Below are 26,287 nucleotides of genomic sequence, written 5' to 3'. Positions count from 1 at the left end.
GAGAAGGAACCACGTATGAATCTTAAAAAACTGTCAGCATCGATAAAATTTTATTCCAAAATAAAGGCAGCATTAATCAAAACGCTGCCTATTATATTTAAAAACTTATCGGTATTTTTAGAATGTTACATCCAGACCTACATAAAAATTAGCTTTCATAATAGGAGCGTAGAGCATTCCACCATCAAAATAATTCCCGAAAGGATTTTTAAAATCGATGATCGCATTCTTCTGATAGTAAGAGGTTAAGTTTTCGCCTCCAACATAGGCTCTCAGTTTTTTATTGAAATTTCTAGAAATCTGTGCATTCAAAATAGCATAAGATTCGGAATAGCCTGGTAATTGAAACTCGGTTGGATTGCCCGATGTGTCCGGTAGTCTTTGCTTTCCAACCCAATTCAGAGTCGTATCAAAACTCCAGAAGCCACCCTTATCACTTTTGTTCGTAGAATAAGCAAGATTTACAAATCCGCGATTTTTAGCCATAAAAGGAATTTCCCTTCTTCCGTCAAGATAATCTGCCTGAACGTCATAATATTTGTAGGCAGCTTTTACTTCAAAGTTTTTAATAGGAATAAAATCCCACTGTATCTGTAAACTATTGGCAAAAGATTTTCCTTCCAAATTATAAAATACAAGCTGCTGTGGAGATCGGTCAAGGTCAACCATCACCTGATTCTGAAAATCTGTTCTGAAAAAGTCGGCAACGATGGAAGATTTTCTTCCGAAAATTTTAAACTCCTGCTGTAAACTTGCTCCGTAATTCCATGCAATTTCAGGTTTTAATCCGTAAATATCTCCGCCATTTTGTATAATTTGAATCGTTCGGTTCGATGCAAAGTACTGTTGATTTTCCGCAAAAACCGAAGCCGTTCTGAAACCTCTTCCTGCTGACAACCTTAAAATGGTTTGTGGAGTGAAATCATATTTAAAGTTCATCCTTGGTGTAAACTGTGTACCAGCAAGATTGTGGAAGTCTACTCTTGCTCCGGCTACCAAAGTATATTTTAGTCCTGTTAAAGTATATTCTGCAAAAGCTCCAGGTACGATTTCATTTCTTTTGTATGGGGTAGTAAGATAGGTTTCATCATAACCGTCATACATAAAACTGGCTCCGGCTTTATATTTGTGATTCGTGTTCCCGATAATACTCTCAAAAATTAAATTGGAATAAAAAGTATTCTGTTTACCCGAATAATTTCTCAACCCGAAAAAGCTATCCTGCTGATGGTATACATACTGATTCATCCAGCCTATACTTTGATAAGGTTTACCTTTAAAAACATATCCGGTCTTGTTCCATACCTGAAATCTCGAAATATCAATTCCAACCCCGTACGGGCTTTGCTTATCCTGAGACAGCCTTTTATCAAAATCGGTCTGTCCTGCTGTTCTGTTATCCTTCACGAAATTAATTCCGAAGTGAGATCCGAAACCGGATTTTTCCAGGTCATTATAATTAAGCAAATATGCTGCATTGATTTGTGTTCCTTTCGGACGGTCAAGAAATCCGTCATTATTCATATCCGTATTTCCGAAAGTTCCGTTTCCATGTAATAAGAAAGTCTGAGACCATTTCTCATTAATAGGAGATACACTCGTTATATTTGCCTCTGCTCTCCCGTTGAAATCAGAAAAAAGATTGAGTGATGTTTCGGGAGTTTTGGCATTTTTCAGAAGTTCGGTATTGATTTGCCCGGTAATACTTTCATACCCATTGGTTACCGTACTTCCTCCTTTTGTAAGTTGGATGCTTTCGATCCATCTGCCGGGAATAAAATTCAGCCCATAAGCGGAAGCCAATCCTCTGATCTCCGGTAAGAGTTCCTTGGTTAAGCTGGTGTATTTCTGATCAAGACCCAGCATTTTAAGCTGTTTCGTGCCTGTTACAGCATTACTGAAGGAAACATCTACAGTAGCATTTGTTTCAAAACTTTCCGAGAGATTACAACAGGCTGCTTTCAACAATTCCTTTTTGTCGATATTAAAAACTAAGCCTGCTTCGTTTTTGCTTAATGAAGTTGAAGCTTTCGACGCGGATAATTTTACTTCCTCAATCTTTTTTTCATGATGATCGTGGTTCTCTTTTTCCGCAGATACATTATTGTTACCGGACATTGTTTTTTCATCTTCTTCAAAATGAACGTTAGGTCCTTTTTCTCCCAACGCTACACTTCTGTCGTAAAGACAACATGAGGGAAGACTATTATAAACACTGTCGGTTGAATTGTACTTTTCGTTATCGTGGCCTACATCAGCAATCTTTTTTAAGATTTTATCTGCTGAGGTTTTTGAAGCATCAAAGTTTAAAACAACAGTTTGTTTCTCAGCGCTCCAATTTGCAGAAGTAGCACCGGCATCTTTTGCTGCTTTTTCAATTCTTGCTTTACATGATGCACAATTTCCTTTGACATAAAATTCATTGTCGGCTTTGGATTTTTGTACTACCGTGCTTGTACTTGCATTGGACGGTTGAAGAGTTCTCTCGTAATGACAGCAGTCAGGAAGACTTTGATACACTTCATCAGTAGCTTTGAATTTCTCATTGTCGTGTCCCGCTTCAGCTACCTTTTTAAGAATGTCATCCGGAGAAACATTTCCTTCTGTTTCTAATGTTAAAGTTTGAGAATCTATAGAATATCTTGCCGCTTTTGCCCCTGCTTTTTTTGCTGAGGTTTCTATTCTTTCTTTACACATTTCACAGTTTCCTTTTACCTGAAACTGGCTTTTAAGATTTTGGGCAAATATAAAGGGTGCAGATAATAAGCATAATCCAAGAATTATCCTGGAAATAAATAATTTCATTTTGTTTAAAATTTAGATTAATTAAAAAATAGTCCATTAGCGCTCTAATGAACCTGCTGTATTTTTAATTAAGCTAGCTTTGGCGGTTCCCAAATCTCTTTTAAACGATCCGAAAGATGAGGATCACAATATTGGAAAAGTAATTTTTTATTGGCTTTATAGTATGATAATTCCAATAGAAAACCTTTGGAAAAAGGAGTTTCTATATATGAAAAACAAGCCACACATGTTGAACAGCAATCATCGTTGCAAGATGATTTGGATTTTTCGTGTTCTTTAGATGATTTTGATTGATGGTTCTTACAGCAGTCGTCTTTTTTAGCGTCCGCCTTACAGCAGGTCTGCTGGGTTGACATCATATAGAAGTTATCTTTAGGAATCAAGAAAATTCCTAAGCAGAAGATAAGAGTTATGATCTGAAATAACTTCACGATGGCAAAATTACAAAAATTATGGTAATGGATCACCTACTTTTACAGAACAATTGTGAAAAGGCTCTCCGTGAGCGGGGTTTAATTTCGGTTTCTCACCAGTTGCCAGACTTTGTTCAGGAGCTGAAACGGGAGTGTTTTGTACAGCATTTTGAACAGGCTGTGGAAGCGGTTTACTATTGAGAGGTTGTCCTACAGGAATATCACAGCGATGTCCCGGTTGTCCGTGAGGTGGATTCATGCCCGGAGCAGTTTTTACCGCCTTTCCTGTTTTATTATCCACCGTAAATTTTCCTGGTTTTAGTGAATTGGGATCGATTTGTATCGTTTGAGATCCATTATTATTTACCACAACATTTTGAGTGGTCTGGGCCTGAGCCGGTTTGCTGTTTAATGGCTGTCCTACAGGGATATCACAACGGTGTCCCGGTTGTCCGTGGGGTGGATTCATTCCCGGAGCGGTAACAGGTGGAGCTGAATTTACAGGTTGCACATTGCTCTTTATGCCTGCCTGATCTAAAATAGAAGCTTTTGGAGTATTATTAACAGCTAATGAAGGCTGCTGAATGGATGCCTCTTCTTTAATGTAAGTTGCTCTTTCATCTTTTTTACAGGAAACAGTAAGCAGAGAAAAAGCAGCAAGACCTAAAAATATATTTTTCATATCCTATCGTATAAAACAAAATTAGCAAAACATTTTCAATTGTTTTGCTAATTTTATATTTATAATCTTCTTTTGGAATTAATTCTTAACTAAAAGTCTGAATCCTTCTCCGTGAACATTGATAATTTCCAGTCCTTCGTCATCTTTTAACAACTTACGAAGTTTTGCGATATAAACATCCATACTTCTTGCAGTAAAATAGTTTTCCTTTTTCCAGATCTTTCTCAATGCAAGGTCTCTTGGCATAAAATCATTTCTGTGGATACAAAGAAGCTTAAGCAATTCATTTTCCTTCGGAGAAAGTTTGTATTCTTTATCACCTACTCTTAATTGTCTCAGCATGGAATCAAAGAAAATATTGCTGATCTTAAACTGTTCCTGTTCTTCATTTTCCAGGGTTGAGCTTCTCTGAAGAATTGCCTTGATCTTGTATAAAAGTAATTCCGTATCAAATGGTTTTGTAATATAATCATCTGCCCCCAACTGATATCCTTTCAGGATGTCTTCCCTCATATTTCTTGCTGTAAGGAAAATGATAGGAGTATTTTTATCTATTTTTTTTACATCTTCTGCCAATGAAAACCCGTCTTTCTTAGGCATCATCACGTCGAAAATACAAATGTCAAATTCATTTTCTGTGAATTCCTTGAGCCCCTGCTCTCCATCTGTTGCAAGAGTTACTTCAAAATTATTGATGGTTAAATAATCTTTCAAAACAGCTCCGAAACTCTGATCGTCTTCTACTAATAATATTCTGTTGCTCATAATTTTAAAAATTAAAAATTAATAATAAGAATGAACTTCCTCACTCTCTCTTCTTTTATATTTGTTATTTGGTTTATCTTTTATTGCTTCCTCTCTATTTTTCTATGTCATGGGAAGTTTTATCGTGAATACACTTCCTTCTCCCTTATGTGATTCCACGATAATCTGGCCCTTATGAAGTTCTACAATTTTTTTAACGTACGAAAGCCCTAATCCCTGACCTTTTACATTATGGATATTTCCCGTTTCTTCTCTAAAGAATTTTTCAAAGATTTTAGTTTTATTCTGCGTTTCCATACCCATTCCTTTATCGGAAATTTCAATCACATAGAAGTTGCCTTCATTTTTTGTTTTGATTTTGATATCCGGAGTATCAGGAGAATATTTGTTGGCGTTATCCAGTAAATTCACCAGCATATTGGAAATATGGAACTCATCGATCTTAAAAGTATATCTGTCAGCAGTAAACTCTTCTGTAAGTGAACCGTTTCTCTGTGCTACAATAAGATTAAATGATTCTGTCGTTTTTTTGATCAGTTCTCTTACATTGGTTTCTTTGAGGAACAGATTAACTTCATTTCTTTCAAGCTTCGACATATTAAGGACATTCTCCACCTGTTTTTTCATCCGAAGATTTTCCTGCTTGATCAGGTTGGAATAATATCTTACCTTTTCCGGATTAGTGGCAATTTTGTCATTCGCCAGAGAATCCGTAGCAACGGAAATAGTAGCTAAAGGAGTTTTGAACTCATGCGACATATTATTGATGAAGTCCGTTTTTATTTCTGCCAGTTTCTTTTGTCTCATCATATAGTTGATGGAGATAATGTAGATTCCCAATATCGTAAGCAAAGAAAGGAAGGTTCCCAAAAGCATCGGCCAGTTATTCATGGCTAAGGAATATTCTTTTTTAGGGAAAACCAATGCCAGGCTGTATAAAGTACGGTCCTTTTTGTCTGTAAAAAGGGGATAGCTATATGTATTATTATCCTTTTTCTCCTTATATACTTTGTTAAAAACACTTGTGAGTTTATTGTTTTTATCAGTAATCCCGAAACCAAACTTTGCGGTAATGCCTTTCATTTTCAGTTCTTTGGCAAGAACAGAATCCAGAATAGCATCATCCACTCTTTTAGTAATCGGAAGGTTATTTCCATATACTTTGGCAAACTCCTTCATAGAGTAATCTCCACTTTCTATATCCTGATTAATGTCAGCCGTAAGCAGTTCCCGGTTGGTGGTATCTCTTTTCAGTTTGTAAGCGGCTTCGTCCGTATATAAGGTTGTCAGCTTTAATGAGTCTCCTTTCTGAGAAATGGGAAGCTGTGTTTTTTCAATGATATTTTTAGAATAAATAATCTGCCTCTGAGCGCCAGAATCCTCTACCTGCTGGATCGTAGTTAAAGAAGGTTGATTATTATTGGAAATGACATTTTTTCTGAAATTTTTAAAATCTTCATTCAGGTACTTTTCCACTTCAATTTCAGAGATATTTTTTGCTGTATTTTCTAAAGCCGCATAGACTTTATTCGAAAAATCTTGTTCTAAAGCATTATAATATCCTTTCAACCAATAAAATTGGAGTGTAACAAAGACAATCAATGATATTGTCATAAACACTGAAATTATTGGGATGAATTTATTATTCATTAGCTTGTTTTAGGTTGTTCGGAATGATGAATGTTAAAATTAATTGTTTTCAGACTTGATAAACAAAAAACGAGCCAAAAAATTGTATTTTTTTTCTTAAAACCATGTTTTTTAACAATTTTTTTATAAATCAAAAATAACTTGTCTTATGAAAAGCCTCACCTACAAATAAAGAAGTAAGTTTGTTAAAAATAATTATGTATGGAATCAAATATCATTTTTAACAAAGATTTTGACGCAAACAGCATTTATGTAATGATTATTTACAAAGCTGATGTTTCAAAAGTGTGGGATTATTTTACCAAATCCGAATTATTAGACCAATGGTGGGCTCCAAAACCCTGGAAATGCGAAACGGTAAAAATGGATTTTAAAGAGAATGGAATCTGGCATTATGCAATGATAGGTCCCGAAGGGGAAAAAATGTATGGACAGCTTAAATATGGGGAAATTATGGAACACAGAAGCTTCGATGGGATAGATGCTTTTTGTGATGAAAACGGAAATATTAATAATGATTTTCCGCAAGCCCAATGGCTGATCGGATTCACTGGAATTGAAGAGGGAACGAAAGTAACAATCAACATTCATTTCGAATCCCAGGAGGCTTTAAAGAAACATCTTGAAATGGGCTTTGAAGAAGGATTTAAAATGGGCTTGAGTCAACTTCACGAAGTTTTGGCCGTTCATTAATATTGAATGACATATATTCAACAATTAAGAAATTATATTAAAAACGAAAATGTGGCAGTTTAAAATGATTAACTGCCACATTTCAATTTTAAAGAAGCTCCTCATCCTGAAAATATTGGATGATGGCCTTTTTCATTAATAAGGTTTGCTCATTAGCTCTGAGTTCAGGAAGGTCCTCTAATTTATCAAATTGGGGCCATCCATCTTCATAATGCGTAAACTTATAGTAGCCAAAGGGCTCCAGTAATCTGCAAACTGCAATATGAAGAATATTGAGTTTGTCATCTTTTGAATATTTTTGATGACCACTTCCAAGTTCCTGAAGTCCAATAAGAAACAATAAAGTTTCAATGGGAGGATTTTTTTCAGTCTGAAAGTTATCTTCAAAAAATTGTTCTATTTTTTTCCAGTATTCGGATTCGTTAATCATAATTTATAAATGATAAATGATAGTTTATAAATGATGAAAGACTATGTCTTTAACATCTTTCTATATGAAGAAGTTGCTTTTAAAATTTCTTCAGCTCTAATTTTTAAATCTATTAAAGTCTCACTTTTGACATAGTTTAGCTCTTCAAGCATTTCAAGCCAGAAGAGAGTTTCATCTGTTTCTTCGATCACGATTGATATTTTTGAATATCTTTCGGCTTGTGATCTGGCCCTGCACATTGCTCTATAATTAGCCGCCATTGAAGTAGAAGAGCGATATATTTGCTTTCTGATCACAGCAAAAGCTTCCTGATAAGGTAGATTTGATAATTCATTGATAATACTAATGGCTAATTGTTTTGTTTTCAATGCGAAAATTTGATTGTAATCCGGATTATCCATTATTTATCGTTTATACATTATCTTTTATCAATCATCAACAGGAACGCATATTCTAATGCATCTTCTTTTAATGATTCAAATCTTCCACTTGCTCCTCCATGTCCTGCACTCATGTCGGTTTTGAAAAGTAAAAGATTCTGGTCTGTTTTCAGTTCTCTCAGCTTGGCAGTCCATTTTGCAGGTTCCCAATACTGTACCTGGGAATCATGCAGTCCTGTGGTGATGAGCATATTCGGGTAATCTTTCGCTTCTACGTTATCATACGGGGAATATTCCTTCATATAATGATAATATTCTTCATCATTAGGATTTCCCCATTCGTCATATTCTCCTGTGGTCAATGGGATGGTTTCATCCAGCATTGTGGTTACCACATCTACAAAAGGGACTTGCGCAACAATACCGTTAAACAGGTTAGGTTCATAGTTAACTACAGCCCCTACCAATAATCCTCCGGCACTTCCTCCCATTGCATAAAGATGCCTGGATGAAGTGTAGTTTTCTTTGATCAGGTATTTTGCGGCATCTATAAAATCAAAGAAGGTATTCTTTTTAAATAACATTTTACCATCTTCATACCATTCTCTTCCCAGGTATTCACCACCGCGGACATGGGCAATTGCATAGATAAAGCCTCTGTCCAAAATAGATAACCTGACATTTGAAAAGCTGGCATCTACGGTATGCCCATAGCTTCCGTATCCATAAAGCAGTAGGGGAGTATTTTCTGATTTTTCTGTGTCTTTATGGTAAATCAGTGAAATAGGAATTTTTGTTTTTCCATCTCTTGAATCCGCCCATATTCTCTCCGAGATATAATTTTCAGGGAAAAATTTCCCTCCTAAAACCTCCTGCTGCTTAAGAAGTACAGTGGTTTTGTTTTTCATGTTGTATTCGTAAGTGGAACTTGGTTGGGTTAAAGATGTATAACCGTATCGTAAAATTTCCGTATCGAACTCCAGATTGATTCCAATATAGGCTGTGTAAGTAGGATCTGAGAAAGGAAGATAATAGGCTTCCTGAGTTTTTTCGTCTATGATCTTTATCTGTAACAAACCTTGCTCCCTTTCTTCAAGGACAAGGTAGTCTTTAAATATTTCGAACCCTTCAAGCAGGACTTCAGCACGGTGGGGAATTACATCTACCCAGTTTTCCATCCCGCAGTTGTCAATTTTAGTTTTTACAAGCTTAAAATTGAACGCATCATCAGCATTGGTGATGATGTAGAATTCATCTTCATAATGCTCAACGGAGTACTCCAGATCATCTATTCTGGGCTGTATAATTTTCCATTCAGCGAAGACATCATCAGATGGAATGAACCGGTGTTCATCAGAGATAGTGCTTGAACTTGCAATGAATATATATTGCAAAGATTTTGTCTTAAAGACATTTACATCAAAGGTATCGTCCTTTTCATGGAAGATCAAAACATCTTCCGATGACTCAGTTCCCAGTTGATGTCTGTATACCTGGAACGCACGTAAACTCTCATCTTTTCTGATGTAGAAAACATGTTGGTTATCATTTCCCCAGACTGCCTTCCCGGTTGTATTTTCTATTTTATCCGAAAGGATTTCTCCTGTTTCCAGATTTTTGAAATTGATGGAATATATTCTTCTTCCGACATTGTCAGATGAAAAAGAAGCGATCTTATTACTCGGGCTTACTGCAACACTTCCAACTTCGAAAAAGCTTTCTCCTTCAGCAAGGATATTTACATCGAGTACAATTTCCTCAGGGTTGTCAAGGGTTTTATATTTTCTGCAAAAAATAGGATATTCTTTTCCCTCCTCATAACGAACCATGTACCAGTATTCATTAAAAAAATAAGGAAGTGATTCATCATCTTTTTTATAGCGGGACTTCATTTCCTCATAAAGCTCTTCCTGAAAATCTTCCGTTTCCTTCATCATGAAATCTGCGTAAGCATTTTCCTGTTCGATGTATTCTATGACTTCGGGATTTTCTCTTTCATTGAGCCAGAAATAATTATCAGTTCTTTTGTCTCCGTGTATTTCGAGTATTTTTTCTATTTTTTTTGGCTGGGGAGCTTTCATCCGGTAGTTTGATTTTTATAGGTCTGTGAATCATGCGGAATGCCATGTCAATTTTTCACTATAGAAATATGAATAAGGCATTTCATTTAATATTAATTCTTGTTCAAATGTAATTAAAAAAAAGCCATCTTTCCTTTAATCGAAAAGACGGCTGTTTTATGTAAAATATTAAAACCTATTTATGAAGGCTTTTAATATATTTTTCAAGTGCCATTGTCATAGATGGTGTTTCCTTGGTAGGAGCCATTACATCTACTCTCAATCCTGCTTCTTCGGCTGCATTTAAAGTCGTGTTTCCAAAAACGGCAATTTTGGTTTCATCTTGTTTAAAATCCTCAAAGTTCATTTGAAGCGACTTAATTCCTTGCGGACTGAAGAATATCAGCATATCATAATCTTTAATGTTGATATCACTCAGATCACTGCATACCGTTCTGTACATGATAGCTCTTGTCCAGTCAATATTTGCCGCATCTAATGTTTTAACGATATCAGGACTTAAAACATCTGAAGAAGGCAGTAAATATTTTTCTGTAGGAAACTTTTTGAAAAGAGGCAGCAAGTCTGAGAAGTTTTTCTCCCCAAAGCTGATTTTTCTCTTTCTGTAGACAATGTGCTTTTGAAGGTAGTTAGCAATTGCTTCGGACTGGCAGATATATCTCATGGTATCCGGGACTGCAAAACGCAGTTCCTCTGCTAATCTGAAGTAATGGTCTATAGCATTTTTACTGGTAAAGATGATGCCAGTATATTGCGTAAGATCTATTTTTTGTGTCCTAAGTTCTTTATTGTCAACCCCCTCTACATGGATGAACGGACGGAAATCGATCTTTATTTTTTCCTTCTTCGCTATATCCAAATATGGAGAAGACTCACTAGGCGCTGGTTGAGAAACCAATATAGACTTTATTCTCATCATTGACTTTTATTAAAAAAATAACAATTTCCAAAGCAACAATAATGGTGCGATTTGGAGGGTGCAAATATACAAAAATTTATAATACCATTTTTCAGGTAAGACCTTGTTCTTGTGAAATAAATAGAAAAAAACTTTAAAAATAAACACAAAAGAAAAGAATATCAAATAGGAAGAAAATATTTTATTTCTGTCGACTGGGAAATAATAGTGGGTTATACACAGAATTATTAGTAAAAAAGACAAAATGAAATAAAATTTAGTGGAGGTAAAATAAAAAATAAGCCATTTTTTTGTGTCACCTATACTTTGGTAAAATAAAAATCCTAAAGTTGATTTTATTAAATAAAAAATACTGATTGCAAATAGACAATATCCAAATTTGTTCATCTGATATCCTAAAATCTGTAGGTCGGCAATATATTTAGGAACAATTGGAATGTATTGAGATAGAAGTACAGCCAGGGTGAGGGTGGCCACACAGGAAGTTATTATCCAGCTTGCTAAATTATTACTGGCATCAAAATATTTTTGAAGAAGGAAATCTTTTAGATTGGCTCCTCTTTCTACAATATTCATCATAAAAAGGTACAAAAATATGCAGCCCAGCAATATAAAGATTACCCAATCATTGTTTTCAGGAATCCTTACATGGTTTACGAAGTTTTGTGATAATAGCAATCGATTGTTTTTTGCAAAATTATAGAATATTTTGTATAAAATAAAAAGGTTAAATAAACTATCTTTGCAAACTGAAATGAAAAAACTTGTCATTATTCCAACTTATAACGAAAAGGAAAATATTGAAAATATTATTTCCGCGGTTTTTGCATTGGAAGATGACTTTCATATTCTTGTGGTGGACGACTCTTCACCGGATGGAACAGCCACCATTGTAAAGGAGCTTCAAAGAAGGTTTCCCCATTCTTTACATTTATCCGTAAGGCACGTGAAAGATGGTTTAGGAAAAGCTTACATCCATGGATTTAAATGGGCCCTTCAAAATAATTATGATTATATTTTTGAAATGGATGCCGATTTCTCCCATAATCCGGATGATCTTCCAAGATTGTATGAGGCTTGCTTACAGACTGATATGGCTATTGGTTCCCGTTATTCCAAAGGAGTAAATGTGGTTAACTGGCCTATGGGCAGGGTTTTGCTATCTTATTTTGCCTCAAAGTATGTGAGGTTCATTCTGGGATTGCCTATTCATGATACAACGGCAGGCTTTGTGTGTTTTTCAAGAAAGGTTCTGGAAAATATAGACCTGGATAATGTAAGATTAAAAGGATACGGTTTTCAGATTGAAATGAAATTCAGGGCATTTAAGAAAGGCTTCAAAATTGTAGAAGTTCCTATTATTTTTACCAACCGTATTTTAGGAGAAAGTAAAATGAATGGCGGAATTATCCATGAAGCGGTTTTTGGGGTTTTAAATTTAAAATGGAAATCATTAATTAACAGATTATGAAAAAATTAATTTTTCTTTTTGTTTTGATGCTTGTATTTTCCTGTAAGAAGTACATTGATAAGCCTAAGAATCTTGTTTCTGAGGGTACAATGTCAGAGATTCTTGCTGATTTGGCAATCAATGATCAAGCTACTTTTATGTTTCAGAATACCAATCTGGAAAGCGGAACCCGCTTTGTTCTTAAAACTCATAATGTAAAGCCGGATGACTTTGTTGCAAGTTTTAAGTATTATGTGGTAGAGCAAAAGATGAGTGGGATTGCTGATGATGCTCAAAAAATATTATTAAAAAAAGATCCGAAAGCAGATCAATATGTCAAAGATAAAATCAAGAAGAATTTAAGTCCTCCTGTTTTATCAAACTAATGTAGAATGTATTCGTTGGAGATCAACCAATGATGATGAATTAATAAAATATACAAATGAAATTTTTTAATATAGAAAAAACCTCTGAAGGGAAAGCTAGGGCAGGTGAACTTATAACCGATCACGGTAAGGTTCAGACGCCTATATTTATGCCCGTAGGAACTGTTGCCAGTGTAAAAACAGTTCACCAGAGAGAATTAAAAGAAGACATTAAGGCGCAGATCATATTAGGGAATACCTACCATCTTTATCTACGTCCGGGAATGGATGTTATGCAGGAGGCCGGAGGATTACATAAATTCATGAACTGGGATCTTCCTATTCTTACAGATTCCGGAGGTTTTCAGGTTTTTTCGCTTTCAGGAAGCAGAAAGATGTCTGAGGAAGGTGTGAAATTCAAGTCGCATATCGATGGAAGTTATCATCTTTTTACTCCGGAGAAATCTATGGAAATCCAAAGACAGATCGGAGCAGATATTTTTATGGCATTTGATGAATGTACTCCTTATCCATGCGAATATAATCAGGCAAAATTATCTATGGAACTTACGCACCGTTGGTTGAAAAGATGTATTGACTGGACTGAAGAAAACCAGGAGCTCTACGGATATAAACAGAGATTGTTTCCTATTGTTCAGGGTTCTACTTATTCCGATTTGAGAAAGATATCTGCAGAGGTGATTTCTGAGGCCGGTGCTGAAGGAAACGCAATTGGTGGACTTTCTGTGGGAGAACCTGAAGAAGAAATGTACAGAATTACAGATGAGGTAACAGATATTCTTCCTAAAGAAAAGCCAAGGTATCTTATGGGGGTAGGAACTCCCTGGAATATTTTGGAATCTATCGGATTAGGGATCGATATGATGGATTGCGTAATGCCAACCAGAAACGCCAGAAATGCCATGCTCTTTACCTGGCAAGGGGTTATGAACCTGAAGAATGAAAAATGGAAACGTGATTTTTCGCCTTTGGATGAGTTTGGGACAAGTTTTGTAGACAAAGAGTATTCAAAAGCATACGTTCGTCATTTATTTGTTTCTAAAGAATATTTAGGCAAGCAGATTGCATCCATCCACAATCTGGCTTTTTATTTGGATTTGGTAAAAGTTGCAAGGGAGCATATTTTGGCAGGTGATTTCTATGAATGGAAACAATCTGTTATTCCTGTTCTCAGACAAAGATTATAAAAGGAAATTATGTTTACAATTATAGACCGGTATATCATCAAAAAATATCTTGGAACTTTTGGTTTCATGCTTATATTATTGTCTATAGTTGTTTTGGTGATCGATGTTCAGCAGAAAATTCCAAGGATAGAAAATGCGACAGCAATTGATGCAAAATTAAATCTATCTTACTTTCTCGTTCATTTTTACCCGTTCTGGATCATTAATTTGGTCATGACATTCTTATCTATTCTGGTATTTATATCGGTAATTTATTTTACCTCCAGAATGGCAAATAATACAGAAATTGTTGCTGTGATCAGTAGTGGAGCGAGTTTTCATCGCTTTGCAAAGCCCTATTTAATTACTTCTTTGTTTATTGCGTCTATATCTTTGGTTGTCAATCATTTTGTGCTCCCATGGGCAAATATCAAAAAAAATGAGCTGGAAGCTTATACTTACAATGCAGCCAATAAAGAAAAAGTTTTGGGAACAGCACCGGTAACGGCACAGCTCAGCAGAACAGAATATATTTTTATCAACTCCTGGAACAAGAGGGAGCGAAGGGGTTCCGGTTTTATATTCCAGAAATTTGATAACAACAGAAAGATGCTTTATGAACTGAAAGCTTCTGATGTGTATTGGGACCAGGATAAAAAACAATTTGTTCTCAATAATTATACTGAGAAAAATGTTAATAAAGATGATTCTGAAAAGCTGAAAAACGGAACTGAACTAAGGAAAAGCTATGGGCATGCACCTGAAGAACTTTTCCCTAATGAGCTTTTGGGGCAGAATAAAACCACTCCGGAGCTTTTAAAGTTTATCCAAAGGGAGAAAGAAAAAGGAAACAGTAACCTGAATACCCATTTAAATGAGTTATACCAAAGGACTTCCATGCCTGTTTCTATTGTTATCCTGACATTTCTGGCTCTTTCACTTTCCTCACAAAAGAAGAGGGGAGGTTTGGGAATTAACCTGGCAATAGGTATTTCTCTTGCGTTTATCTTTGTATTCTCATTTGAGGCTTTAAAAGTAGTTTCCGAAAATAAGAGCATGTCTCCGGCTCTGGCCATGTGGTTTCCCAACCTTATTTTCTTTCCGATTGCGTTATATCTTTATCTGAAAAGAGCAAATCAGTAAAGAAGTTTGATCTCTTTATGGTAAAAAGAACGAAGGCCTTCTTCCAGTTCAATCCAGATTTCTCCCTTTTCGTCGCAAAACTTTATAATGCCATTTTGTCTCTTTTTATCGATTTCAAAAACAGAGATCTCATCTTTACGGAATAAAAGATCATTGAATCGTTTCAGGATTTCTCCATCAGTCGGAATGTTGCTCAGTTTTTCAATCAGGAAATCATGAAGACTTACAGTAAATTCTTCAAGACGGAATCTCTTACCTGTAAGAACAGAAAGCGAGCTTGCGTTCGAAATTTCATCAAAATTCTCCTGTAGAACATTGAATCCTGCGCCGATGATGAAATAATTTTTTTGATTAATTTTTTTCTTTTCAATCAATATTCCAACTATTTTCTTACTTTTAAGAATAATATCATTAGGCCATTTTATCTTTACATCACATTCAGTCATATTGGCAAGGAAATCCCTGATAATAATTGCGGTATAATAATTGAACATAAAATCCGAAAGCGTGAAATGATGAGTGCTCACAGCTAATGTGTAAGCTACATTCTTTTCAGCAGTGGAAGACCATGTATTTCCATATTGCCCGCGACCTTTGGTTTGATTAAATGTATGTAAAGCAATAAAATCTGAATTTTCGTAAAGTAAAAACTTTGAAATTTCGTCATTAGTAGAAGGGCACTCTTTTAGATAGAACAGTTGGGCCATTTAAGAAAACTTTAAGACTTTAAAAGGGTAAAAGTAAGGTTAAAGTAAAGAAAAAACAATAAATTTGCAGATTATAGTATTTTTTTAATGAATAAGACAGTAGAAAAGCAAGAATTAATAGATAAAATCGTTGAAGCTATCCAGGATGTAAAAGGAGAAGACATTATGATCTTTGATCTTTCCAACATCGAAAACTCAGTAGCAGAAACGTTTGTAATATGCAGTGGAAACTCTAATACACAGGTTTCTGCATTGGCGGGGAGTGTAGAGAAGAAAGTTAGAAACGAACTTCATGACAGACCTTGGCACGTAGAAGGAACGGATAATGCAATGTGGGTTTTGGTAGACTATGTAACAGTGGTCGTTCACATATTCCAAAAGCAGGTGCGTGAGTACTATGATATTGAGGAATTGTGGGGTGATGCGAAAATCACCAAAATTGAAAATGAAATTTAATTTTAAAAAGTATAAATGAACAATAAAGGATTTAACTGGTTTTTTCCAATTGCGATCATAGCTCTTTTGTTATTTTTTGGATCCAACTTTTTAGGAGACAACAGCGCAAAAGCTATTGATGAAGACGGTTTCTTCAGAGAAATGCAATCGGGAAAAGTTCAGAATATTATTATATATAAAGACACTGAAAAGGCTGATGTATTTTTAACTCAGGCTGCTAAAACAGCAATGGTGAATAAAAACACGAAAGAAAACAATCCTTTGTCAGCATTCGATATGGCTCCTAAAGCTGATTACACAGTGAAATACGGAGATCTTCAGCTTTTCCTTCAAAAATTTGATCAGATAAAAGCAGAAAATGCGGCTATTAAAACAACTAAAGATTATGGAGCGGGTAAAAATCCTTTCATGGATATTTTATTCTCTGCATTGATATGGATTGCTATTTTAGGATTATTTTACTTCCTTCTTTTCAGAAAGATGGGTGGAGGTGGAGGTCCTGGAGGACAAATCTTCTCTATCGGTAAATCTAAGGCAAAACTTTTTGACGAAAAAGAAAGAATTCAGGTAACATTTAAAGATGTAGCAGGATTAGAGGGAGCAAAAGAAGAGGTACAAGAAGTTGTAGATTTTCTTAAAAACTCTGAAAAATATACAAAACTGGGAGGTAAAATTCCAAAAGGAGTTCTTTTGGTAGGGCCTCCGGGAACTGGTAAAACATTATTGGCGAAAGCAGTAGCCGGAGAAGCAAAAGTACCTTTCTTTTCGCTTTCGGGTTCAGACTTTGTTGAAATGTTTGTAGGAGTTGGGGCGTCAAGAGTAAGAGACCTTTTTGCTCAGGCGAAAGCTAAATCTCCTGCCATTATCTTTATTGATGAGATCGATGCCATTGGACGTGCGAGAGGAAAAAATAATTTCTCAGGAGGAAATGACGAAAGAGAAAATACCCTCAATCAACTTCTTACAGAAATGGACGGCTTCGGGACTGATACCAATGTTATTGTAATGGCTGCTACCAACAGGGCTGATATTTTAGATAAAGCCTTAATGAGGGCAGGGCGTTTTGACCGTTCAATCTTTGTAGACCTTCCGGAATTACACGAAAGAAGACAGATTTTTGATGTTCACTTAAAGAAAATCAAACTGGATGATAATGTGGACAGAGAGTTTTTAGCAAAACAAACTCCTGGTTTCAGTGGAGCCGATATTGCCAATGTTTGTAACGAGGCAGCACTGATTGCAGCAAGAAATAACCATACTTCGGTGACAAAACAAGATTTTCTTGATGCGGTAGACAGAATTATTGGAGGTCTTGAAAAGAAAAATAAAGCAATAAAACCTTCTGAAAAGAAAAGAGTTGCTTATCATGAAGCCGGTCACGCAACCATTTCATGGTTGGTAGAACACGCTTCTCCACTTTTAAAGGTAACGATCGTTCCAAGAGGACGTTCCTTGGGAGCAGCATGGTATCTTCCGGAAGAAAGGCAGCTTACTACTACTGAGCAGATGCTGGATGAAATGTGTGCAACTCTGGGAGGTAGAGCAGCAGAGCAAGTAATATTCAATAATATTTCTACCGGCGCATTATCTGACCTTGAAACAGTAACGAAAAGAGCTCAGGCTATGGTTACAATCTACGGATTGAGTCCAAATATCGGTAACATTTCGTACTATGATAGCTCAGGACAGTCGGAATACAATTTTGGAAAACCTTACTCTGAGGAAACTGCGAATAAGATTGACGTAGAGATCAAATCGATTATCGAAAATCAATATGCACGTGCAGTACAGATCCTTACAGAAAACAAAGATAAGCTGGATGCTCTGGCAGGTAAACTTCTGGAAAAAGAGGTAATCTTCCGTGAGGATTTAGAAGAAATATTCGGTAAAAGAGCCTGGGATCCTGAGTTGACTGAAAGACCCGTAACGAATACAATTCCTCTAATCAAGGATAAAGAAGAGGAAAGTGAAATTCAGGCTCCGGAAAGCCCGACTCAACTTTAAAATTCTTAAAAAATAAAAGAAATAAAACCTGGTAATTTCAAAATTGCCAGGTTTTTTCATATTTAAACGTACATTTTTGGAATCTATTATAATTTATTTTCTATTTTTGTATAAAGTTGACTAAAAAACATTAAGTTGAGTTTATTTAAAAAAATTGTAAGCAAACTAACTAACCAACCCGAGGAAGATGACAACCAAAGTTTGGAAAAGCTAGGGGATTCGCTGAAAAATGCAGATCTCGATTATAAGTTTGCGCAATTATTTACGCATTCGGGGGGATTTTTTAATTATTGTGCAGATGAAGCGGAGGCTCTACAAACTTTGAATCAAATCATTAAAATAGAGGGCATTCACAATATATTTTGTTGGGATAAGGAACTGCAGAATTTTTTGAATGTTGTAAAAACTCCCTTTACTTCAGAGCTGGAACATTCCAATGATGCTGCATTTATAACCTGTGAATATCTTATTGCTTACGACGGAAGAATTATGCTGTCGCACAATAACATTCTCCATTATCATTCGTCGAGACTACCCAGTAAGATTATTATCATGGCTAACGTTTCTCAGATCGTTAATAACCTGAATGATGCCATGGGAAAAATAAAGCGTAATGGGAATATTAAAAACCTGACTTCAATCAGCGGAAGCCAGTCAAAATTAGATACATCCTCTAATTCCAATACAAAACTGTTTTTATTGCTGCTTGAAGATTAAGCATCAATTTCTAAATTATACATTTTGGACAAAAATCTCATTCAAAGAACCATTTCAGGGATTGTGTACGTTGCAGTTATTATCCTTTGTGCAACTCCACTCGGAGCCCAACTGATCAATACCATATCTCCGGACCTCGTTAAACAGCAATTCCTGTACTACGGTTTAATAACATTTTTAATGCTGGTGGGTTCATGGGAGTGTGTGAAGATCATGAAGTTTGGAAAAGGATATGAAAAGTGGGTTGTTTTTCCCGTTATTGCGGTTATCTTTTACATGTTTTCCAAAAGATACTTCTATCATGATTTCTTTTTTGATTTCAGGCTAAGCGAAATATTGGCATTATCATTAATAGGGATAGCTGTAGTTACTTTATTTAAGTATCCTACAGAATTATACTACGATAGCGGGAAATTGATTTTTACGGTCATTTACGTTGCACTGCCTTTTAGCTTTGCTCTGGGACTTCCAAAATATTCTAATTTTGATAATTCGTTTTCTTTAGAAGTGTTGTTCCTGTTTATTCTGATCTGGAGCAGTGATACATTTGCCTATCTTACGGGAAAATTTTTTGGAAAACATAAAATGGCACCTAAGATATCTCCTAAAAAAACCTGGGAAGGGTATGCGGGAGGTGTTATTCTCACATTAGTATTGTCTTACTTTATTGAAAAATATCAACACGATCTGCGTGGAAACTGGATCGTTGTAGGTTTTCTCGTCGCTTCATTTGCTCCGCTTGGAGATCTGGTAGAAAGCCAGCTTAAAAGAAGTTTTGGCGTTAAGGACAGCGGAAACATTATTCCGGGGCACGGAGGTGTATTAGATAGACTGGATAGTTTTATAATCTGCGTTCCTGTTGTATATTTGTACTTTATTTTAGAAAAATTTATTTAAACTCATGAAATTACATAGAGAATCGAAAGGAACGATCACTGTAGCAACCATTCTTTTCATCATTATTGGTGTTGCAGCAATTTATTTTCTTAAAATGTGGTCGCTTTTGATCATTATGCCTTTATTGGTTGTATACAGCCTTATATTTTGGTTTTTCAGAGTTCCCAACCGGGAAATTCTTGATCATAAAGAGAATGTGATTGCACCGGTGGATGGGAAAGTGGTTATGATTAAAGAAGTTGAAGAAACGGAATTTCTGAAAGGGAAGGCAATACAGGTTTCTATCTTCATGTCACCCCTGAATGTGCATATTTGCAGATATCCCGTTTCCGGGGAGGTGATCTATAAAAAATACCATCCTGGAAAATATTTGGTAGCATGGCACGAAAAGTCTTCTACTGAAAATGAAAGAACAACTGTGGCGATAGAAAGTTTAACGAATCACAAAGTTGTTTTCAGGCAGATTGCGGGTTATGTAGCCAGAAGGATTGTTTTCTATTGTAATGAAGGAGATCAGGCAAAAGCAGGGCACGAATTTGGATTTATAAAATTCGGTTCAAGAATGGATGTTTTCTTACCATTGGACACGGAGATTATTTGTAAAATCGGAGATATCACAAAAGGAGGGTTGGATATCATTGCTAAAATGAAAGAGTAAATTCAATCAGAAAAATATAAAAGCAGTTTCAGGAGAAGCTGCTTTTTTTGTTTAAGGTTAAACCTTAATAAATTTTTTTACCTCGTTTACAAGTTCTAAAATAAGCTGTATGGGTAAATCCTTATCCATATCAATTAAAAGGATTTTAAACTTCTTTCTGCCTTCCTGGAGCAATTCCGGAGCATTCAGTCTGTCTCCATGATAAAAGCTTACATAATGTTTCTTATATTTTTTGCTGTAATACAAATAGCAAAGCATCTTCTTTTTGTATTTAAAAAAGGGCAATCCAAAGCTTAGTGTCTCTGTTATGTTATCCGGATCAGATTCTAGGATCTTTTTCCTCAAAAACAAAAGAGTACTTCTATCAGGTTCTTCAATTCTGTAGAAATACTCTTGTATGGGGTTCATTTTAAATTTAATTTAAAAAGGTTTAATCAAAATTCTGGAGTTCAACCAATTTGTGGTAAACACCTCTTTTCGCGATCAGGTCGTGGTGGCTTCCCTGTTCTACGATATCCCCTTTTTCCATCACTACGATCCAGTCTGCTTTTTGTATTGTCGAAAGCCTGTGGGCAATAACCAAAGAGGTCCTGTTTTCCATCATTTTCTCGAGAGCATCCTGTACAAACTTTTCAGATTCTGTATCTAATGCTGAAGTTGCTTCATCAAGGATCATAATCGGTGGGTTCTTAAGAACTGCTCTTGCAATAGAAACCCTTTGTTTCTGCCCTCCGGATAATTTACCACCATCATCTCCGATATTGGTGTCATAACCTTTTGGAAGCTGTGTAATAAAAGTATCTGCATTGGCCACTTTAGCAGCTGCGATAACCTCTTCTTTGGTAGCATCAGGTTTACCCATTAAGATGTTGTTATAAACAGAATCATTGAAAAGAACGGATTCCTGGGTTACCATTCCTAATAGCTTTCTGTACTCCTGTAGCTTCAGGTGTTTGATATCAACATTGTCAATTAAAATTTCACCTTCGGAAACATCATAGAAACGGGCAAGCAGGTTGGCTATTGTTGTCTTCCCGCTTCCGCTCTGGCCAACTAAAGCTACTGTTTTTCCCTTTGGAATCGTTAAATTAAAGTTTTTAAGAATTACATTATCCTTATCATAATAGAATCCGATATTCCTGAATTCAATATTGTTTTCAAGTGTTGTAATAGAAACCGGTGCCGCAATTTCTTCGATTTTAACATCTGCATCCAGAATTTCCAATACCCTTTTCAGAGAAGCTTCTCCCTTCTGAACATTGGAAATCGAAGTAGATAAACTTTTTGCCGGAGGTAAAATCTGGAAAAACATCCCTAAAAATACAAGGAAATCTGCAGGGGAAATACTTTGATCAACAATGATTTGCTTTCCTCCATACCAAGCAATGATCAAAAATGTAATAGAGCCAAGGAATTCACTCATTGGCGAAGCCAATTCTTTTTTTCGTCCTAAACTTATAGAGCTGGAAATCCATTTGTGCATCGATTGCATAAATCGGTTATCCATTATTTTTTCAGCATTAAAGATTTTAATAACCTTTGATGATTTAAGGGTCTCATCCACGATAGAGAATATATTTCCTAATTCATGTTGAGCCTCATGAGAGTCTTTTTTAAGGCTTTTTCCGATTAAAGCGATCATCGTTCCCATTACCGGTAAAATAAGTAATGAAAAAAGTGTCATTTCAGGGCTTAAAAAGAAAAGGGTGATCAAAGTACTGATCAGCATAAACGGTGCATTGATCAGGTCAATTAAACTACCTAAGATATTACCTTCCACTTCGCCGACATCATTGGACATACGGGACATCAGATCCCCTTTTCTGCTTTCGGTAAAGAATGACACAGGCAATGAAAGTATTTTGCGGTACATCGCACCACGGAGATCCTTGGTAACTCCCACACGGTAATTAATTAAAAGAAAAGATCCGAAATAACGGAACGCATTTCTTAAGAGGAACATGAAAGCAGTGACAACGCAAAGCCATGCAAGTACTTTCAGCGAACCATATTCAGTAACAAGGCTTTGTACATAATAATTGGAATAGTCTTTTATGTAGGAAAAGAAATCAATAACATCTCCTGAATATACAGGTGCAGATTCATATTTCTGCGGTTTTATTGTTCCGAAAAGCATTCCCAGGACCGGAAGGATAGTTCCTAAGGAAGCTATCTGAAACACAGAATACAGGATATTGAAAAACAAACTTCCGTATATGTATTTCTGGTGAGGCCGTGCGAATTTTAATATTTTTTTATATTCGTTCATTAATGAAAAATTGGAAAGGCAAAATTAGGTATTTTTAAAAGAGTAGACGATCTTAATTGAATTTTACTTTATCGTTATATTTTGGTGTAAAATTCTTTGGTCCTAATTTCTCAAAAGTTTTCCCAAGGTTATTGATGATTTGGGTCAGGTTATTGAAATCTACAACGGATACATCGTCGCTTTCATTGTGATAATGTGTTGCTTTGGTCATGTCAACTGTAGAGAACGAGTGTGCAATGATTTTCTTTTTAACGAAACTTACGTTATCGGATCTGTAGAATAACTGTTGTGTGGCATATGGATCAGGATATATTTTCAAGCCGTTTGCTGCATGTTGATTAAACAATTCATCAAGATCAGAAAATTCATCACCTGTCATAAAGAGGGCATTTTTCCCGAATTGTGATTCCGTAGCTACCATTTCAAAATTAAAGAGGGCAGACATGTTATTATAAATAGGATCAAGATCCTTGTTAGTTGAAATCGCCCTTGAACCTAACATTCCTTTCTCTTCTCCGTTAAAAGCAATAAATGCCATTGAAAATTCAGGAGTTTTATTTTTGAAATAATCTGCTATTCCTACAAGAGTGGTAATTCCGCTTGCATCATCGTCTGCCCCATTGTAGATATTATCACCACTTTTTTTACTGGTGCCGATATGATCGAAATGTCCTGAAAAGCCTAAATACTTGTCGCTTTTTCCTTTTTTGATACCACAAACGTTATAAACAGTTTTCCCTTTATAATCAAAAGGGACAAGGTAAGAGTTCCCGGTGCAGTATTCTAAGTTGTTTTCTTTAAAAAGTTTGGCAATATATTGGGCGGCATTGTCGTTTTCCGGGGTCCCGATTTCCCGGCCCTTCATTTCATCAGATGCCAGTGTGGAAAGAACAGTTGTTACTGTACTTTTCTGAACTTCCTGGGCAAAGGTAATTACTGAGAAAAACGAGAATGCGAGATAAGTTAATTTTTTCATTGGAGTCCTGTTATATAAGTATATGTCGTTGAAACATAGAAAATGTTGCATTGATTTTAAAAAAAATATGGAGAGGTAAGAAGGAAATACAGAAATTGAAAACTTAATCTTGGTCTAAAAGAAAAAAACAGCTTCAAAAGAAGCTGTTCTTACTCAAAAAATCGTTGTAAGGTTATCGAAGTCTGTCTACAGATTTTACGAGCCTCTCATCTTTACGGATATATATGTTTGCAATAAACAAACAGATAATCGCGATTAATGGAAAAACAGGCTCAATACCCTTCTCAGGAAATTGAATTCCTCCGGATAAATTTAGTAGCCAATAAGCCAATACACCAATCAACAAAGCGTTTATAATGATGCTGATTGTATTCAGCAAAATTTGTCTTTTTCTGTTTTTAAAGCTGAATACACTTAGTAATCCAACTAAAACAAGTACAATACATGTACTGTCTACTACAGGAATGTTACCAAATACAGCAACATCTTGTCCTGTGATGAAAAGAAAAACAGCAGCTAAAACTGCCAGAAAAATCCATATAGTTTGTATTCTTTGTAGCATTGAATATTAAATTCTTGGCAAAAATAACATAAATTTTGCACAATTCAAAAATAAGTGTAGATTTGCATTATACAATGTACTTGAAAACAAAAGTCACCGGACTTACTTTTCTTACTCACAATTAATTACATTTTTACATACATATGTTTAACATTGAAACGTTAAGGTCAAAATCCGTAACGGAATTGACTAAAATCTTAAAGGATTTAGGCGTTAAGGTTGCAAGAAACAGCTCTGAAAACGATAAAATTTTTGCTGTTCTTGATTTTCAAGCTTCTAACCCTAAAGTTACAAAAGATTATTTCAACACCACAGAGAACAGTATGAATACTGAAGACAAAACGGTGGAAAAAGAAACTAAAGCTCCTGCCAAGAAAGCCGCCCCAAAGAGGACGGCAAAACCTAAAACGGAGGCAAAGGTTCCAACGCCATCAGAGACAGCAACAAAGGTTGAAGAAAAAACAGAAGAAAAAGAAACTGTCACTGAAACTCCAAAGCAGGAAGAAGTTACTTCAACTACAGAAGAAAATACTGCTTCACAGCAGCCACAAGCAAAGAAAAAAAGGAAAAGAGTTACTCCCAATACCAATACCACTGAAGCTTCTGCTCAGGAAAGGACGGAAGTACAAAAAAACACAGATACTCAGGAATCTGCTCCGGCAGAAGAAAAGCAAGGTAATCCCCAAGCTCAGGCCAGACCTCAGAAAGGCCAGAACCATCCACAAAACGGTGGAAACTCTCACAAAAATCAGAACCAGAACCAAAATAACCATAATCAGAATCAAAACAGACATTCTGATAAGCAGGAAGAGCAACACGAATCTAAAAAAGAATTCCATTTTGATGGAATGGTAAGTATAGAAGGTGTGTTAGAAATTTTACCTGATAATTATGGATTTTTACGTTCTTCAGATTTTAGTTATATTTCTTCTCCGGATGATGTATATGTATCTACTGCACAGATCAGAAATTTCGGATTAAAAACCGGAGATACAGTAAAAGGTATCGTAAGGCTTCCAAAAGAAGGTGAGAAATACTTTTCCTTATTAAAACCTACGGAGGTGAATGGCCGTGATCTGGCATTTATCAAAGATCGCGTAGCATTTGAATACCTTACACCTCTTTTCCCGGAAGAAAAATTTAACCTTACAGGAAACAATTCAACCATTTCTACAAGAATCGTAGATCTGTTTGCTCCAATCGGAAAGGGGCAAAGAGCAATGATCGTTGCGCAGCCTAAAACAGGTAAGACCATGTTGCTTAAGGACATTGCGAATTCTATCGCAGCTAACCATCCTGAAGTATATATGATGGTTCTTCTTATCGATGAACGTCCTGAGGAAGTTACAGATATGGAAAGAAGTGTAAATGCAGAGGTAATTGCTTCTACATTTGATGAAGCAGCAGAAAAGCACGTTAAGGTTGCCAATCTTGTATTGGCAAAGGCTCAGAGAATGGTTGAGTGCGGCCATGATGTTGTTATTTTATTAGATTCTATTACCAGATTGGCAAGAGCATACAATACGGTAACGCCGGCTTCTGGAAAGGTTCTTTCCGGAGGGGTTGATGCCAATGCTTTGCATAAGCCGAAGAGATTCTTCGGAGCAGCCAGAAAAATTGAAGGTGGTGGTTCCCTGACAATTATCGCTACAGCATTGATTGACACAGGTTCTAAAATGGACGAGGTTATCTTTGAAGAATTCAAAGGTACAGGTAATATGGAGCTTCAGTTGGATAGAAAAATTGCCAACAGAAGAATTTATCCTGCTATTGACCTTGTTTCTTCCAGTACAAGACGGGACGATCTTCTTCTGGATGAAGTAACTTCTCAGAGAATGTGGATCTTTAGAAAATATCTTTCTGAAATGAATCCTGTGGAAGCCATGGAATTTGTTAATAAAAATATCAAAGGAACTCTTAATAACGAAGAATTCCTGATGTCTATGAATAGATAGATTAATTTAATATTGTTAAATAAAAAGCACAGGTTTTCATAATCTGTGCTTTTTACTTTTAAACAGGATGTGGAATATAATATATCAATGTTAAAGATTTATTAAAATAATACGCTATTTTTG

At 35.7% G+C, this 26,287-nt stretch carries 26 protein-coding genes; 11 read left to right on the top strand and 15 right to left on the bottom strand.

Translation table 11 applies throughout. From position 1 onward, the window contains the following. Positions 1–117 precede the first annotated feature (117 nt). The 5 genes from AAEU33_RS03775 to AAEU33_RS03755 form a co-directional block, all read right to left on the bottom strand. Positions 118–2,805 (bottom strand): TonB-dependent receptor, encoded by a 2,688-nt coding sequence (locus tag AAEU33_RS03775; protein ID WP_345990972.1) that lies wholly within the window; start codon positions 2,803–2,805, stop codon positions 118–120. A gap of 68 nt (positions 2,806–2,873) precedes the next feature. Then, positions 2,874–3,164, bottom strand: coding sequence for a hypothetical protein (locus tag AAEU33_RS03770; RefSeq protein WP_228457014.1), 291 nt, complete (start codon positions 3,162–3,164; stop codon positions 2,874–2,876). Positions 3,165–3,255: 91 nt separating this feature from the next. Further along, on the bottom strand, positions 3,256–3,900 hold the full coding sequence (locus AAEU33_RS03765) for a hypothetical protein (RefSeq protein ID WP_345990971.1): 645 nt from the start codon (positions 3,898–3,900) through the stop codon (positions 3,256–3,258). A gap of 78 nt (positions 3,901–3,978) precedes the next feature. Next, positions 3,979–4,665, bottom strand: a complete 687-nt coding sequence (locus AAEU33_RS03760) for a response regulator transcription factor (RefSeq protein ID WP_007842513.1) — start codon at positions 4,663–4,665, stop codon at positions 3,979–3,981. A 102-nt stretch (positions 4,666–4,767) separates the two neighbouring features. Beyond that, positions 4,768–6,315 carry a HAMP domain-containing sensor histidine kinase gene (locus AAEU33_RS03755; RefSeq protein WP_345990970.1) on the bottom strand — a complete coding sequence of 516 codons (1,548 nt, stop codon included), beginning with the start codon at positions 6,313–6,315 and terminating at the stop codon, positions 4,768–4,770. A gap of 201 nt (positions 6,316–6,516) precedes the next feature. Between AAEU33_RS03755 and AAEU33_RS03750 the strand changes: the two genes are divergently transcribed. Next, positions 6,517–7,008: an SRPBCC domain-containing protein gene (locus AAEU33_RS03750; RefSeq protein ID WP_172282175.1), complete on the top strand. Its 492-nt coding sequence runs from the start codon at positions 6,517–6,519 to the stop codon at positions 7,006–7,008. A gap of 88 nt (positions 7,009–7,096) precedes the next feature. On the opposite strand, the gene AAEU33_RS03745 is transcribed toward AAEU33_RS03750, so the two are convergent. From AAEU33_RS03745 to AAEU33_RS03725, 5 genes are all read right to left on the bottom strand, one after another. After that, positions 7,097–7,438 carry a hypothetical protein gene (locus AAEU33_RS03745; RefSeq protein WP_172282177.1) on the bottom strand — a complete coding sequence of 114 codons (342 nt, stop codon included), beginning with the start codon at positions 7,436–7,438 and terminating at the stop codon, positions 7,097–7,099. Between the two features lie 41 nt (positions 7,439–7,479). Next, positions 7,480–7,839, bottom strand: a complete 360-nt coding sequence (locus tag AAEU33_RS03740) for a four helix bundle protein (RefSeq protein WP_345990969.1) — start codon at positions 7,837–7,839, stop codon at positions 7,480–7,482. Positions 7,840–7,856: 17 nt separating this feature from the next. Continuing rightward, positions 7,857–9,899: a S9 family peptidase gene (locus AAEU33_RS03735; RefSeq protein WP_345990968.1), complete on the bottom strand. Its 2,043-nt coding sequence runs from the start codon at positions 9,897–9,899 to the stop codon at positions 7,857–7,859. 175 nt (positions 9,900–10,074) lie between these two features. Next, complete coding sequence (locus tag AAEU33_RS03730; RefSeq protein ID WP_172282435.1) at positions 10,075–10,815, bottom strand: uroporphyrinogen-III synthase; 741 nt, start codon at positions 10,813–10,815, stop codon at positions 10,075–10,077. 12 nt (positions 10,816–10,827) lie between these two features. After that, a complete protein-coding gene (locus AAEU33_RS03725) occupies positions 10,828–11,589 on the bottom strand; it encodes a DUF4271 domain-containing protein (RefSeq protein WP_345990967.1) in 762 nt (253 codons plus the stop codon). Between AAEU33_RS03725 and AAEU33_RS03720 the strand changes: the two genes are divergently transcribed. Genes AAEU33_RS03720 through AAEU33_RS03705 form a run of 4 tightly spaced genes read left to right on the top strand, consistent with a single transcriptional unit; the run spans position 11,573 to position 14,963 of the window. Then, on the top strand, positions 11,573–12,289 hold the full coding sequence (locus AAEU33_RS03720; protein WP_345990966.1) for a polyprenol monophosphomannose synthase: 717 nt from the start codon (positions 11,573–11,575) through the stop codon (positions 12,287–12,289). The two genes, AAEU33_RS03725 and AAEU33_RS03720, sit on opposite strands and share 17 nt — an antisense overlap. Next, positions 12,286–12,654: a DUF4296 domain-containing protein gene (locus tag AAEU33_RS03715; RefSeq protein ID WP_172282185.1), complete on the top strand. Its 369-nt coding sequence runs from the start codon at positions 12,286–12,288 to the stop codon at positions 12,652–12,654. The genes AAEU33_RS03720 and AAEU33_RS03715 overlap by 4 nt, the downstream gene beginning before the upstream one ends. A 56-nt stretch (positions 12,655–12,710) precedes the next feature. Next, positions 12,711–13,841 (top strand): tRNA guanosine(34) transglycosylase Tgt, encoded by a 1,131-nt coding sequence (gene tgt, locus AAEU33_RS03710; RefSeq protein ID WP_273650430.1) that lies wholly within the window; start codon positions 12,711–12,713, stop codon positions 13,839–13,841. A 9-nt stretch (positions 13,842–13,850) separates the two neighbouring features. Beyond that, positions 13,851–14,963 (top strand): LptF/LptG family permease, encoded by a 1,113-nt coding sequence (locus tag AAEU33_RS03705; RefSeq protein ID WP_172282189.1) that lies wholly within the window; start codon positions 13,851–13,853, stop codon positions 14,961–14,963. Here the strand turns inward: AAEU33_RS03705 and AAEU33_RS03700 are convergent. Next, positions 14,957–15,670 carry a biotin--[acetyl-CoA-carboxylase] ligase gene (locus AAEU33_RS03700; RefSeq protein WP_306613405.1) on the bottom strand — a complete coding sequence of 238 codons (714 nt, stop codon included), beginning with the start codon at positions 15,668–15,670 and terminating at the stop codon, positions 14,957–14,959. The genes AAEU33_RS03705 and AAEU33_RS03700 overlap by 7 nt on opposite strands. A gap of 87 nt (positions 15,671–15,757) precedes the next feature. Between AAEU33_RS03700 and rsfS the strand changes: the two genes are divergently transcribed. The 5 genes from rsfS to AAEU33_RS03675 all read left to right on the top strand — a co-directional run bounded on the left by rsfS (position 15,758) and on the right by AAEU33_RS03675 (position 20,402). Then, entirely contained in the window at positions 15,758–16,126 is a 369-nt protein-coding gene (gene rsfS, locus AAEU33_RS03695) for a ribosome silencing factor (protein WP_172282203.1), read from the top strand. Between the two features lie 15 nt (positions 16,127–16,141). Next, on the top strand, positions 16,142–18,130 hold the full coding sequence (gene ftsH, locus AAEU33_RS03690; protein ID WP_172282205.1) for an ATP-dependent zinc metalloprotease FtsH: 1,989 nt from the start codon (positions 16,142–16,144) through the stop codon (positions 18,128–18,130). Between the two features lie 135 nt (positions 18,131–18,265). Continuing rightward, complete coding sequence (locus AAEU33_RS03685) at positions 18,266–18,847, top strand: LUD domain-containing protein (protein WP_306613407.1); 582 nt, start codon at positions 18,266–18,268, stop codon at positions 18,845–18,847. Between the two features lie 24 nt (positions 18,848–18,871). After that, positions 18,872–19,744, top strand: a complete 873-nt coding sequence (locus tag AAEU33_RS03680; protein WP_345990965.1) for a phosphatidate cytidylyltransferase — start codon at positions 18,872–18,874, stop codon at positions 19,742–19,744. Positions 19,745–19,748: 4 nt separating this feature from the next. Then, positions 19,749–20,402: a phosphatidylserine decarboxylase family protein gene (locus AAEU33_RS03675; protein WP_172282211.1), complete on the top strand. Its 654-nt coding sequence runs from the start codon at positions 19,749–19,751 to the stop codon at positions 20,400–20,402. A 57-nt stretch (positions 20,403–20,459) separates the two neighbouring features. On the opposite strand, the gene AAEU33_RS03670 is transcribed toward AAEU33_RS03675, so the two are convergent. The 4 genes from AAEU33_RS03670 to AAEU33_RS03655 form a co-directional block, all read right to left on the bottom strand. After that, entirely contained in the window at positions 20,460–20,810 is a 351-nt protein-coding gene (locus tag AAEU33_RS03670) for a DUF1801 domain-containing protein (RefSeq protein ID WP_172282213.1), read from the bottom strand. A gap of 22 nt (positions 20,811–20,832) precedes the next feature. Next, the gene (locus tag AAEU33_RS03665; protein WP_172282215.1) at positions 20,833–22,671 is read right to left on the bottom strand and encodes an ABC transporter ATP-binding protein; all 1,839 of its coding nucleotides are present in this window, start codon (positions 22,669–22,671) and stop codon (positions 20,833–20,835) included. A gap of 52 nt (positions 22,672–22,723) precedes the next feature. Further along, on the bottom strand, positions 22,724–23,647 hold the full coding sequence (locus tag AAEU33_RS03660) for a M28 family peptidase (protein WP_172282217.1): 924 nt from the start codon (positions 23,645–23,647) through the stop codon (positions 22,724–22,726). Positions 23,648–23,819: 172 nt separating this feature from the next. After that, positions 23,820–24,209, bottom strand: coding sequence for a DUF4293 family protein (locus AAEU33_RS03655; RefSeq protein ID WP_345990964.1), 390 nt, complete (start codon positions 24,207–24,209; stop codon positions 23,820–23,822). 143 nt (positions 24,210–24,352) lie between these two features. Between AAEU33_RS03655 and rho the strand changes: the two genes are divergently transcribed. Beyond that, on the top strand, positions 24,353–26,164 hold the full coding sequence (gene rho / locus AAEU33_RS03650) for a transcription termination factor Rho (protein WP_345990963.1): 1,812 nt from the start codon (positions 24,353–24,355) through the stop codon (positions 26,162–26,164). The last annotated feature ends 123 nt before the right edge of the window (positions 26,165–26,287 follow it).

The sequence above is a fragment of the Chryseobacterium sp. Chry.R1 genome, assembly GCF_039645525.1.
GTDB classification, from domain to species: Bacteria; Bacteroidota; Bacteroidia; order Flavobacteriales; family Weeksellaceae; genus Chryseobacterium; species Chryseobacterium proteolyticum.
Note: the sequence above shows the minus strand (reverse complement) of the source record. Positions and strands in the feature narration are given on the sequence as shown.